Here is a 12,532-nt window from a genome sequence, read left to right as displayed (position 1 = left end):
AAATGGTTAGTTTAGATGACTTTCATCAAGATTTTATGCAGGATATCGTGAGTCAAGCCCAAAGCCGAGGTATAAGCAAACAAGAAGCATTTTTTGAGTCGGTCTGTGACTCTCTTGTTGACGAAGGAGAGCTATCGCAAGACTACATGATTGCTGAATACAATAAAAGAGATATGGAAGTAAGTGGATATGACTTTGATGTAGAGCGTGGTAAGCTTAGTCTTCTAGTGCATTGTTTTTTTCAAAGTGATGATATACAAACTCTCATAAAAGCGCAGATAGAATCAAAATTTAAAAAGCTGGAAAATTTCCTTTTAAGGAGTTTCCAAAAACTTTATGATACTATGGAGGAGGGTTTTGAGCATTACTCAATGGCCTATAATATATATTCGTATTTAATTAAAAATGAAATTAAAAAAATCCGCCTTATCATTATAACAGATGGAAAAATTACTAAAAATTTAGCAAGCATCCCAAATAAAGTACTATCTGGCATTGATGCGGAATATCGCATCATAGATATTGAGTTTTTATATAAAATCTATACTATAAATAACTCAAAAAACAACTTTGACGTTGAGGTTGATTTGCCGGCGCTTGTAGTAGACACGCCGGCGAAAGACTACAGATCTTATTTAAGCGTAATAGATGGTAGGACAATAGTTGAAATTTATGATACATTTGGCTCTAGACTTTTAGAACAAAACGTCAGAACTTTTTTGCAGTTTAGAGGCAACGTCAATAAGGGGTTGCGAAACACTATAGAATATAAGCCAGAGATGTTTTTCGCATACAATAATGGCATAACTGCAACAGCTAATGATGTTATTTTACAAGATGGCAAAATTATAAAAATATCAAATTTTCAGATTGTCAATGGAGGTCAGACCGTATCGGCCATATATGCTTCAAGTAAAAATTCAAAGCTAGACGTATCAAAAATTTATGTTCAGATGAAACTATCTGTAGTTGCTGACGCCGAAAAACAAGATGAATTTGTCTCAAAAGTTAGCGAATACGCAAATACCCAAAACAAGATAAATCAATCGGATTTCTTTTCAAATAGTCCTTTCCATAAAGATTTCAAAGAATGCTCAAGAAGAAATTTGGCACCAGCTGTTGATGGAATACAAGTAAGAACTCATTGGTTTTATGAGAGGGTAAGGGGCGAATACTTAAATGAACAAGCATATTTAAGTGGCACAGATAAAAAGAAATTTCAAATAGAAAACCCCAAGTCACAACTTATAGATAAAACATTTTTAGCTAAAAGCGAAATCGCTTGGCTACAATCGCCGGATATTGTATCAAAAGGCGCACAATATAGCTTTATGGCTTTTGCAAAACATATTACTCAAATGTTAGAAAAAGATGAGCTTTGTATAACGAGCAACTATTTTAAAGAAGCAGTATCTAGAATTATAATGTTTAAACAAGTTGAAAAACTTGTTTCTTACGCCACTTGGTACAATGGTGGTTATAGGGCACAATGCGTAGCCTATACCCTATCGTACTTATCGTATTATTTAGAAAAAAATAGATTATTTTTAAATTTTTCTAAAATATGGGATGAACAAAAAATATCTAATAATTTAGAGAATATAATCTCTATAGTTGCTAGCAAAATATATACTAACATAACTAACCCGCCGGAAGGCAATGCAAATATAGGTCAATGGTGTAAAAAGAAGTTATGCTGGGATAGTATAAAAGATATTGAATTGAGTTTAGGATTTGATGATGAGATATTAAGTAGTGCAGAAGAAGAAAAGTATATAAAAAAAGAAGCAAGAAAAGACAAGAAACTTGATGACAATATAGAAGTTCAATCGTTTGTCGTTAAATTTAAAGATTGGGACAAGATTTTAAAATATTATGAAAAAGATGAAATAAGACACCAAATATCTATGAAGCAAATGGATATATTGGCAAAAATTGCAAATGGAAGTATAGGACTTCCTTCTATAAAGCAAGCTATTATTTTATATGATCTTTATGAGAATGCTATAAAAGAAGGTTTTTTGATATAATGGCTATATTTTATACCAGTCAATAAGGATATACTTCAGTAATTGTATGTATAGTGTTAAAACTATTTTGGAAGCTATACTTCTTTGATTGTAGATAAAAATGAATCTTAACTGAATATTAAAAATGTATAAAATTAAATAGAAGAGAATTTTTGGTATTCCTTTTTAAGTGTCGTGCTTCAAGATATCAAGTTCATGGTATGTTAAATTTAGGATCTTGCGTTAGAATGTACTACTGAGGGCTTGTAACCCTAGAAATATTGTCTTAGATTTTTAAAGTCTTTAGTAGAGATAGTGACGTATGAAAATGAATAGGAGTAAATTTTAAAGCATGAGTTTTAAGACTATTATTATATCTTATTTAGTATTATTTTAGGTATTAAATAAAGGATAAAAATGCAAACCATACAAGCAAATTTTACAGCTAGCATAAGCGAGCTAAAAAAGTCTCCAGCTCAAATTTTAAAACAAGCTGGAGATAATGTTGTAGCTATACTAAACCACAATGTCCCTAGTGCCTATCTAGTACCCAGCTCTGTCTATGAAAAAATGGCAGAGATAATAGAAGAGTATCATCTAAGCAAAGCAGTAGACGCTGCTTTAGCAAGTGGTGAAAAACCAGTAAAAGTAAGTCTAGATGAGCTATGAGTTAGAGTTCTTACCAAGTGCTTTAAAAGAGTGGCAAAAGCTTGACAATAGCATAAAGGTGCAGTTTAAAAAGAAGCTAAGTGAGCGTCTAGAAAACCCAAAGGTTGCCAAGGACAAGCTACGAGGCTATGAAGATGTCTATAAGATCAAGCTAAGAGATGTCGGCTACCGCTTGGCATATCAAGTTAAAGATGATGAGATCGTAGTATTAGTGCTAGTTGTCGGCAAAAGAGAGAATAACGAAGTATATGAGATGCTAAAGGATAAATTTAACTAAGCATTAAGTCTCTTATCTTTAACTATCAATGAATAAATTTGACTAACTTGTAGTGCTCTTTTATGATGAGCGCAACCCCTATATTTTTATTATTTTTACCATTTTAATTTCATACTAGACTAAATTTCTAAGAGACAATCTAAAGGCTATAAAAATTATATTATATATTTCATAGTATTTTTAAAAAACACGCATTTTAGCGGCCTGAAGCCTACCGAATTCCTTGTTTTAGGCTGTGAAATTTTATAAAATAACCTTAAAAGATATTTAAAGAGCAAGTCTGACAAAAATTTTTATGGCATAGGATTTTTTGAGTGGCTTCTTCTTAGATTGGGAGTAAATTTACGTGAGTTCTGAAAAGATAAAAAAACGCAAGGTAACCAAAGTCATAACTAAAAGACTTAGGCTAAGTAATGCAGAATGGTTGGTGATTAATAATAAATTACAAGAAAGTGGCCTAACTTTCTCAAAATTTGCCCTAAGAGCTATGTTGTCTAAGCAGATTTATGCACCAATTATAAGGGAACTTCTAATTGAGCTATCTAGACAAGGACAAAACATAAACCAAATAGCCACCAAATTAAATAGTGGGCAAAGCCTAGATAGAGTTGGTATTGAGATCATAGCCGACGATAATAAGATCTTACATAAAATTTATGAAATATTGGGTAAAAAATATGTTTCTTGATTCGCCTTGTATCAATACAAATAAAGGCACTAGTGATGCTAGTTAAATTTCTTCGTACTTATACTGGTGGTGGCCTTGGGAGCATAAATTATCTTTTAAATGAGAGAAAAGCTGCTGGAACAGCAAGAGTTATAAAAGGTGATGAAAATTTAACTAGAGCTATTATAAAAGGCATCACCTATAAACAAAAGACCTGTTTTGGTGTTTTATCATTTGAAGAGAGGCATGACTTTTTAACTGAAGAGCAAAAACTAAAAATTATTAAGGATTTTGAATATGCTCTTTTGGGTGAATATATGCTTGAACGTACAAATGTATTATGGGTAGAACACTCAGACAAGGATGGACGGCTTGAGTTAAATTTCCTTATCCCTAAGATAGATCTTGAAACAGACAGGTCATTTAATCCTTATTTTGCCAAATATGATCAAACGAGAATAGATCTAATCAAAAAGATCATTAACGATGAGTATGGACTATCAAGTCCAGATGATCCAGTAAAAGAGCAAACTATATTGTCTAGCAAGAAAAACATCAATCATTATAAAAATTTAGAAGAGCTAGACCAAAAGCTGCACGATCTGGTTAAGCAAGGCTATATTAAAAATAGAGACCACATGATTGAACTTCTTAAACAAAATGGTATTGAAATAACCAGGATCAACAAAAAAGGCATAACGATCATACTGCCTACTAAAAAAACAAAAAATCGTTTAAAAGGAGGAATATACGATGCAGACTTCACCAGTGCTCAAAGACTTGGAGAACTCAGCCAAAGCTCAAGCAGAAGAATTAGAGAATTCCATGATAGAAATACACAAGCAGAGTGTAGAGAAAATAGGCGAAAACTTGAGGAGCTTATTGCTAAAAGAGATAGATTTAATCAAAAAAGATATGTCGAAAGAACTTCAAAAAACAATATCCTTGCACCACAAGGACAGATCGGTGATAATCTCGCTATCAGTGGCTACCGCACTAATTTTGGGAATAGCAATTGGCTGGGTAGTGCACGCAATGATATTAAAGGAAGAAGTAGCTTGGACGATACCAAAACAATGGAGATACAGCCAACCTACTGCGGACAAGACCCAGAGAGAGTATTACATATCGATTCCAAAAGACAAAGAGATAACAGAGAACGAGAGCAGGAAATTTATATTAATGAAAATGGAGTAGAGGATGACAGCATTAGAGAAAGCATTGCTAGAAGAGAACGAGCGCTTGACCAAGATGATCGAAGACGAAAGGAACAGACACGAATTAGAAATAATGAATTTGCAACAAGACTGCGAGAAGGAGCTTGTGATATTACGGACAAATGTGACAGCGCTAACAAAGAAAGTCAAGAGCTTGAACAAAGATTGCAACGACGCCTTAACGGAATCTTTGCAGCAACAAAGAGATATGTACGAGAGTTCAATATCTTGCTTGGAAGAAAAATTAAAAAATTCAGAAGAAAAATTCCAAAATTTGAGAGAAGCATACGAGAGCTTACAGATAGAGCACAAGATGCTACAAGAATATGTAGAGAATTTATAGAGGAGCGTGAATACTCCAAAAAAACCAGCATACATCACCATGTAAGTGATGTATGCAAGGAAAAAACTCAAAGTCTAGATATGTTTTAAACGTAGAGGCTCTACTAAGTTTATTGCATAATCATCCCATTTACTACTTCCAAACATTATTTGTTACGTTGCCATTTTAAAAATATACTAAAATATATTTTGCAGACTACAAAAATAATTTAGTCTAATTATTTTTTGTCCTTATGGCTACCTTTAATAAACTTAAGCTTTTATTAAAAAAGCCTATCTTGCATGGCCACTTTAATAAAGAAAATATTTTTTAAGCATGGGTCAAGGGAGCGGCAAGCTCTCCTTGCGAGCCTCTATGGAGCTGCAAATGGTAACATTTTGTAGCTACATAGAGTATGCTCGCCCTAATATCTGAATTGAATTTTGGCGCATACTGGAATTAAATCAGTCCCACCAAAGAATGACTTAGTAAAAGTAAATTTTTGTAATTTTTGTGATTGGCATATTTGTCACTTGTTTATTTTGACTGATAAATTTGGATAGTCAATTATTTTATGGTTACTTTAATTAAAACTTAAAAAGCAAGAAGCTAGGAGGCAAACCACGAATGATATTAGCATCTTAAGCACCAATATAAATTCATACACTAAGCAACAGCACAAACAAGGCAGGTCTGCAAATTTTAGTGATATTTTTAACCAAAAGACCAAAGAAAAGATTAGCGAGCCAAACCTGTAACAACTTGTCAAGGACTTTCTAATCATTTTTATCATTTTTTTGATGTTTTTCACTCTCAATTTCTCTAAGCATTATGCGTTTCAATTTGTCTTGCATTGTTTCAGTAGTATTTTTATTAAAATGTACAACAACTTCATAGGTAGTTTTTCCAATCTTCTTTATTGTTTTTGTTTCTGTATTATTTTTTTGCATATCATCATTCCTTTTCTTGCAATTAAAAAGCGATTAGAATTTTTTACTTTTCCAATCGCTCTCATTCATCTATTAAGTTTTGTGCTTTCTTCAGCTTTTCTTTGCTCTGTATTTTTCTTCTATCAAGTCCCGTTATCCTAAGAGGTAAACACATCTCGATTATCCTTGAATAAATCCTGCCAAGCATTATATCTTCCTGTTCTTTTTCTATATCTTTGAAATTAAGGTTAGTAGTTATAATGGTTGGTCTTGCCTTTAGGTATCTTGCATTGATTACATTGTAAATTTGCTCTAAGGCATATTCTGTATTTCTCTCTATTCCAAAATCATCAAGAATTAGTAGGGTAGGGCTTGTTATCTATTCGATATATTCGTTTCTATCAAGATTAAAGCCGCCTTTTTGTAAGTCGTTTAATATCTGTGCAAAGTTCCTCATTTTTACTGTATGGCTATATTCTGTAATTATAGCGTTGGCAATAGCACAAGCTACATAGGTCTTGCCACTTCCTACATTTCCGTAAAGTAACAGTCCAACATTATCTTTTCTCATTTCTTCAAAATGTTTTACATAGTTCTTTGCTTTTTTGATGATTTCCTTATCTGTATCTTCATCGGCATTTTTAAAGGTGTAGGCTATTTGATTTTTGGATATAAAGCAGCTTTGTCTCAACCTATCTTGTTTTAACAGTTTTTTCTTGTTCAGCTCTATCTCTATCACATTTACAAGCCGTTCTGATAATCATAGGCTTATCCAACATCGGAATTACCTTACCGTCTATTCTTTCATTACAAATCTTGCAATAGATATGTCCGTCTTCTTCATAGTGAGTATCTTTGTTGTAGATAAAATCTGTCCCTTGAATTTTTGTAGTAATCATATTTTCTTTATCATTCATAATTTTAGTCTCCTTTTCTACATCAGGCTCTATAATGCGTTTTTAAGGCTTATTTTTATCTTAACCATAGTCTGACACCTCTTTTATGATTAAACCCTTAAAAACACCTTTTATAGGCTGTCGCTGTCTTCATAGTTGGTTGAATAGGTTCTATGGCTTTTATTTTGATTATTTTTCTGTGATAGCTTTTCTTTATCCTGTTCATACCAATTCATACCAATTAAGGATTGTTACATAGTGGTCTTTGTAGTCTGTGCCTTTACTTTTGATATATCTTAATAGCTTTTCAGTCATTGTATCTGTATGACCTTTCAGCCTATCTTTTAGATTTTGGTATTTTTCATCGGTTAAATGAATATTTTGATACTCTCCATAAAGGGACACTGGGGCAACCTGTTCTATTCTCCTCTTATCTAATCTACCCTTAACTATACTATGCGGACAAACGGTTGACACTTGGTTGTCATTTGGTATACCAAGATTTTCAACCTTGATATATGCTCCATTTTCCGTTTGCGTTATACTTTGCTTTTCTTCAAGATACATCGTTTCTTTTCGTCTGTCATTTCTGATGTAGTTATTTATCTTCCAATAGGTAATGACTATAACCCCTCTTTAAAAGACAATTACAAAACCTTTTGTAATTAGAATCTTTAAGTCATCATCATCTGCCCTCATAGATAGATGAAAATACAGGCATTGGCTACTTAATGGCATATCCAAAAATAAGTCGCTATCCACTATCTTTATTGAAAACATCCTTTTATCTGCCATTTTTCTCTCCTATCTTTTGTTATGAAAATGTAGCAACAAATCGTTACTCCTTTTATCTTTTAAGGAAGTCGTGTTTCACTACCCCCTTTGATTAGTACTGTCTTTGATTTAGGTACACTCCCATTTTGGGAATGTGGCATTTGTCATCTTCTTATTTTTCTTTTGTTGTTTTAGATGTCGGTCTTAAAAATACTTTTGCTTTTCTATAAACTGAATGAGCGTTTTGAAACGGTACAATAGAAAAAGCCGACTATACTTTTAACTTTTGTTGTTTCAGTATGTCGGCTTAATGTAAGCTATCTGTTTCAAATTTTTATTGTCAAGGGTGAGCGATAGTGAATGTGCTTTACCCTTGATGATAAAAAAGCGAATGAATTATATTCAGTTGTCTTTTGCCTTTAATACGGAAAAATGCTTCGGCTTTTTTCTTTGCTCCCCGCAAGGGTAAAAGCACCGCAGGTCGCAAGGACACCTAAAGGGTGTATAATTGCGCCCTTAGAAAATCTAAGGGAATTACAATTATACTATGTCCTTGCGTTTCTTAGTCTTTTTGAAATGCTCTTTGCAAAATAGCCTTTATTTCTTCATTACTTTTCTCGCTTGCTCCCTCAATTAAACTTTCTAAGATTGCTCCTCGCTCTATCAATCTATGGTTTCGCTTTTTTCTTTCTTCAAGGCTCGTTTGCTTTCTGATTTTCTTTTCCTGATTTTTAAGCTGAGATAGTTTCTTTTCATATTTTTTTTCTTCTTACTTGCTTTCAATCTTTTCTTTTACTTTTTCTAATTCTGTTTTTATTGTCCATAAATTTCATCTCCTTTCAAGTTTTTTTCATAAGAAAAGACGATAGATGTTTTACTTTCTATCGTCTTGAATCTGTATTATTCAGCTCGACAAACTGAAATTTGACTTACTTCTTGTATTTCTCAACGATTATGCCTGCTACAATACCTACAATAAATCCCGCCGTAGTAACAGCCGAAAACTTAAACTTACCCCAAAGAGAAGGAAGCGCAGAAATCGCAAGTGCATACCAAAACAGATTACTACTGAGCAACCAACCATATAAATAACTATGCTCACCAGTTGAAATATTAGTAAATAGCCAACCAATCAAGTTGCTCTCACCAATATATCACCAGATATACAGCTATGTATCCCAATGTTATATAAACATTTTTCTTTCTCAAGTATAATCACAATCCTTTGTCAAACGGGAATTTTATTTTCCTGTCACTCGTTTATAGGATCATAGTCGGAAGGGACAGGTGCTACTATACTTACAAAGATGATATCCTCATCTCCAGTATTTTTTGCTCCGTGGCAGGAGTCTTTCTTCGATACTATGACATGGCCTTTCTTGAATGGAACCTCTTCATTAGGCTGGGGGTAGAATATTCCCTCTCCCTGAAGGACGATCCATATATCGTCGGAATTGTGGTGATAGTGCTTTTGCAATGTCTGACCGGGTTTGATAACCCAGACCGATCCGCCTGTAGATTCTGTCTGATAAAACGGTGTTCTGACAGCCTTTTCCGGATCCTCTTTTTTTACAAGGTCCATGCAATAGATTCTCTGTTCGCTCATGATTATTTGCTCCTTTGTATTCCATAGTTTAATCGAAAAAATGCGATTTAATGATATACCGACAAATTCTAATTTGTCTACTTCTTTATGTTTTTTAATCGCTCATCATAATATTCTTCTACAAATTTATGATTTTGGTGTTTTTCAATTTGCTTAGTGATAAGCTCTATCATTTGCTCATTTTGTTCTACTGTGTAGTTGAAATTTTTCCAATGAGAAACATTGTCTAAACATATTTCAACCAACTTTTCAAAGGTTAATACCCTTTCATTATCGGAATAATATGTTTCTTTTATATTTTTTGTTGTTGTAACTTGTATATTAGCCTCATATAGAGTGTTCAATACATCAGAGCTAATAGAAGTATCAAGAGTTGCTAAAAACATTTCTCTTGCACCTGTTCTTCCCATTTCTTCAGGTACTTCTTGCCATCTTTCTCTTAATGTGGTTTTTGCACTAATTAAGACAGTATTTCTCTTATTTACAATGTATTCTAAAACACCCGGAGAAACTAAATCTACCAATTTACCAAGACCTTTATTGACAAACTCTTGTTTACCTATATTACCTTGACTGTCAAGTGGAATCCCTGCACCAATCAAAATGAGTTCTATAATACTTTCAAATTCTTTACCTGCTCTACTCCTCCTACTTTGAGTATTTGACAAAGTCAAAGCATATATATGTTCCGGAAATTCTTCCACAAACCAAGTAATTGCCTCTATTGGTGTAAGAGTTTTGATATACTCATCATCAACTAACTCTTTTAGCATTTTTGAAGTAAAGTCTTTTTCTAATGGCTGAAATTCACTCCAACAGCTATTTCTAAGTTTTTCAACAACTTCACTTGCATTACTTAAAAAGAATTCTTTAGGGGCTTTGTCGTATCCTAATGTAATAAAATTATCATAAACTAAGTCATAAGGCTGTTTAAAGCCTTCTTTCCTTTTTTCTTTAACTAAGTTTTTATATTCATCAAGAGAAATATTTGCCATAACTCTTTTCCTTTCTTGAAAAATTTTCTTCTATATGGTACAATAGTGTCAAATAGAGGACAGTTAGTCCTTGAAATAACATATATAAATATAAACTTGAAATAACATATATAAAAAGGATAATATATATGAATATTATACCACAAGTCATAGATAATTCCCCTGCTATTTTAATAAAAAATAAGCGTATCAGATTACAAATGACTCAAAAAGAATTAGCTGATGCTGTTGGTATGTCCAAATTCGGAGATAGGACAATTCGCAGATGGGAAAATGGAGAAAGTCAGCCATCGTCCATTGAGCTGAAACATATTTTATCATTTCCTGAAAAAGTACCTTTCCCCAATAATGAAAATGCCCCCTATAAAATCATTGATTTATTTGCCGGAATTGGTGGTACAAGGCTTGGATTTTACCAAACAGGTAAAACAAATGTCGTATTCAGTAGTGAAATTGATAAATTTGCAGTAAAAACATATAAGGCAAATTTTGGTGAAACTCCTTTTGGAGATATTACAAAAATATCTGAAAAAGATATTCCTAATCATGATATTATTGTCGGTGGTTTTCCTTGTCAAGCATTTAGTCAAGCCGGTAAAAAGCTTGGTTTTGAAGATACTCGTGGAACATTATTTTTTGAAATTGCAAGAATTATTAAAGAGAAACGACCTAAGGCATTTCTTCTTGAAAATGTCAAAAACCTAAAATCTCACGATAAAGGTCGTACCTATAAAACAATAGAAAAAACATTAAAGGATTTAAACTACGATGTTCATTCTATTATACTTAAAGCAAAAGACTTCGGTGTTCCACAAAATAGAGAGCGTATTTACATTGTTGGATTTGATAAGGATAAAATAGATAACTATAAAGATTTTTCTTTTCCAATTCCTCCCTGCCCAGATGTTTCTGTGGGAAATATTTTAGAGCAAAATGTTGATACTAAATACACCATTTCAAATGCACTTTGGCAAGGTCATCAACGACGAAAGAAAGAACATAAAATAAAGGGAAATGGATTTGGTTACACATTGTTCAATGAAAACAGTCCTTATACAAATACATTATCTGCAAGATATTATAAAGACGGGAGTGAAATACTTATTGAGCAAAAAGGAAAAAATCCACGAAAACTAACACCTCGTGAAGCTGCAAGACTTCAAGGCTTCCCCGAAAACTATATCATTCCTGTAAGTGATACTCAAAGTTACAAACAGTTTGGTAATTCTGTTGCCGTTACTGTTATCCATGCAATTGCAAATAACATAATTGATATACTTGATACCTGTACTAAAAAAGAGATTAACTAACTTCAATCTCTTTTTTCTAACTTATTAACTTGTATACCTGCCCTTTTCAGAACCTTTAATTTTTCTTGTTTTCTCTGTTCTCTCCTTGCCTTATACCTTTCCTCATATTCCTGTTGTTTTCCATTTACTTTACGCTTTAAGTAGTTTTGATGAAGTCTATCTTTTCTTTCCTTGATTTTTCTCTCTTCTTCCTCAATTTTTAATCTTTCTTCTTCTTCAGTCAATTCTTCTTTTGGTGGCTCATAGTTACCGATAAAATTAAAATATATCTCTATTTTTTTGCTTTGATGTTTGACTACTTTTTCTATTCCTTTCATGAACAATAATCTTTTCTACAAACTCATTTATCATTGTAGTTGTAAGTTCATCAAAATTTTCATATCGGCTTATTAGAGATATAAACTTTTTCGCCTTATCTGTTTCTTTTTCATATCTTAATATTGCAAACTCTAAGTCTTTAATTTCTTTGCTTAAAGCTATTTGCTCTGTTTCATATTGACTGTTAAGTATCTCATATCTATTACTTGGTATTTTTTCAAGTATCATATCTTCGTAAATACGGCACATCAATCGTTCAAGTTCCTGAAGCCTGTTTTTACTTTCCATTAATCTTATTTTTGTCTTTTCTATCTCTACTTTTTCCTTTTCTTCCATTTCATTTTAAATGGAACGGATAAAGGCTTCGTGATCTTCATCAAGATATTTTTTAATGTCTTTTAAGGTTTCCTGTATAAGGTTTAAGACTGCTTCCGCTTTTATCCTGTGAGTAGATGGACAAAGCGTTCCACAGGGTACTTTCGTGTAAGCACTGCAAGTGTAGTAGGGAATATTTTTGTAATTACTTGTTCTATGAACATACAT

The 12,532-nt window shown here is 32.7% G+C and carries 16 protein-coding genes and 1 pseudogene; 6 read left to right on the top strand and 11 right to left on the bottom strand.

Annotated elements, in window-relative coordinates; translation table 11 throughout:
- The first annotated feature begins 2 nt into the window (after window positions 1–2).
- The 5 genes from A3854_RS07925 to A3854_RS07905 all read left to right on the top strand — a co-directional run bounded on the left by A3854_RS07925 (window position 3) and on the right by A3854_RS07905 (window position 5,271).
- A complete protein-coding gene (locus tag A3854_RS07925) occupies window positions 3–2,030 on the top strand; it encodes an AIPR family protein (RefSeq protein ID WP_084042016.1) in 2,028 nt (675 codons plus the stop codon).
- A 396-nt stretch (window positions 2,031–2,426) separates the two neighbouring features.
- Entirely contained in the window at window positions 2,427–2,678 is a 252-nt protein-coding gene (locus A3854_RS07920; protein ID WP_084042015.1) for a type II toxin-antitoxin system Phd/YefM family antitoxin, read from the top strand.
- Window positions 2,668–2,955, top strand: coding sequence for a type II toxin-antitoxin system RelE family toxin (locus A3854_RS07915; protein WP_035167048.1), 288 nt, complete (start codon window positions 2,668–2,670; stop codon window positions 2,953–2,955). Before A3854_RS07920 ends, A3854_RS07915 begins: the two co-directional genes overlap by 11 nt.
- A gap of 346 nt (window positions 2,956–3,301) precedes the next feature.
- Window positions 3,302–3,643, top strand: a complete 342-nt coding sequence (locus A3854_RS07910) for a plasmid mobilization protein (protein WP_009295459.1) — start codon at window positions 3,302–3,304, stop codon at window positions 3,641–3,643.
- A 35-nt stretch (window positions 3,644–3,678) separates the two neighbouring features.
- On the top strand, window positions 3,679–5,271 hold the full coding sequence (locus A3854_RS07905; protein WP_084042014.1) for a relaxase/mobilization nuclease domain-containing protein: 1,593 nt from the start codon (window positions 3,679–3,681) through the stop codon (window positions 5,269–5,271).
- Window positions 5,272–5,937: 666 nt separating this feature from the next.
- Here A3854_RS07905 and A3854_RS07900 read toward each other — a convergent pair.
- The 8 genes and pseudogenes from A3854_RS07900 to A3854_RS07865 all read right to left on the bottom strand — a co-directional run bounded on the left by A3854_RS07900 (window position 5,938) and on the right by A3854_RS07865 (window position 10,361).
- Window positions 5,938–6,111, bottom strand: coding sequence for a transposon-encoded TnpW family protein (locus A3854_RS07900; protein ID WP_009295461.1), 174 nt, complete (start codon window positions 6,109–6,111; stop codon window positions 5,938–5,940).
- Between the two features lie 61 nt (window positions 6,112–6,172).
- On the bottom strand, window positions 6,173–6,469 hold the full coding sequence (locus A3854_RS10090) for an ATP-binding protein (RefSeq protein ID WP_107698022.1): 297 nt from the start codon (window positions 6,467–6,469) through the stop codon (window positions 6,173–6,175).
- Entirely contained in the window at window positions 6,470–6,829 is a 360-nt protein-coding gene (locus A3854_RS10085; RefSeq protein WP_009295463.1) for an ATP-binding protein, read from the bottom strand.
- Window positions 6,783–7,007 (bottom strand): hypothetical protein, encoded by a 225-nt coding sequence (locus A3854_RS10080; protein WP_009295464.1) that lies wholly within the window; start codon window positions 7,005–7,007, stop codon window positions 6,783–6,785. The genes A3854_RS10085 and A3854_RS10080 overlap by 47 nt, the downstream gene beginning before the upstream one ends.
- 201 nt (window positions 7,008–7,208) lie before the next feature.
- Window positions 7,209–7,553: a hypothetical protein gene (locus A3854_RS09710; protein ID WP_009295465.1), complete on the bottom strand. Its 345-nt coding sequence runs from the start codon at window positions 7,551–7,553 to the stop codon at window positions 7,209–7,211.
- 769 nt (window positions 7,554–8,322) lie between these two features.
- Window positions 8,323–8,511: pseudogene (locus tag A3854_RS07880) on the bottom strand (DUF3847 domain-containing protein); the annotation flags it as partial.
- A 501-nt stretch (window positions 8,512–9,012) separates the two neighbouring features.
- Window positions 9,013–9,366, bottom strand: coding sequence for a cupin domain-containing protein (locus A3854_RS07870; RefSeq protein WP_009295467.1), 354 nt, complete (start codon window positions 9,364–9,366; stop codon window positions 9,013–9,015).
- A 77-nt stretch (window positions 9,367–9,443) separates the two neighbouring features.
- Window positions 9,444–10,361, bottom strand: coding sequence for a type II restriction endonuclease (locus A3854_RS07865; RefSeq protein WP_009295468.1), 918 nt, complete (start codon window positions 10,359–10,361; stop codon window positions 9,444–9,446).
- Window positions 10,362–10,489: 128 nt separating this feature from the next.
- Between A3854_RS07865 and dcm the strand changes: the two genes are divergently transcribed.
- Window positions 10,490–11,671 (top strand): DNA (cytosine-5-)-methyltransferase, encoded by a 1,182-nt coding sequence (dcm, locus tag A3854_RS07860; RefSeq protein WP_009295469.1) that lies wholly within the window; start codon window positions 10,490–10,492, stop codon window positions 11,669–11,671.
- 2 nt (window positions 11,672–11,673) lie between these two features.
- Here dcm and A3854_RS10075 read toward each other — a convergent pair whose 3' ends face one another.
- Genes A3854_RS10075 through A3854_RS10065 form a run of 3 tightly spaced genes read right to left on the bottom strand, consistent with a single transcriptional unit; the run spans window position 11,674 to window position 12,532 of the window.
- Entirely contained in the window at window positions 11,674–11,988 is a 315-nt protein-coding gene (locus A3854_RS10075; protein ID WP_009295470.1) for a hypothetical protein, read from the bottom strand.
- Window positions 11,930–12,325 carry a DUF4368 domain-containing protein gene (locus tag A3854_RS10070; RefSeq protein WP_009295471.1) on the bottom strand — a complete coding sequence of 132 codons (396 nt, stop codon included), beginning with the start codon at window positions 12,323–12,325 and terminating at the stop codon, window positions 11,930–11,932. Before A3854_RS10070 ends, A3854_RS10075 begins: the two co-directional genes overlap by 59 nt.
- A 6-nt stretch (window positions 12,326–12,331) precedes the next feature.
- Window positions 12,332–12,532: a recombinase zinc beta ribbon domain-containing protein gene (locus A3854_RS10065; RefSeq protein WP_429807978.1), complete on the bottom strand. Its 201-nt coding sequence runs from the start codon at window positions 12,530–12,532 to the stop codon at window positions 12,332–12,334.

This window comes from Campylobacter concisus (genome assembly GCF_002092845.1).
GTDB classification, from domain to species: Bacteria; Campylobacterota; Campylobacteria; order Campylobacterales; family Campylobacteraceae; genus Campylobacter_A; species Campylobacter_A concisus_AQ.
This window is presented reverse-complemented; position numbering and strand designations above follow the sequence as displayed.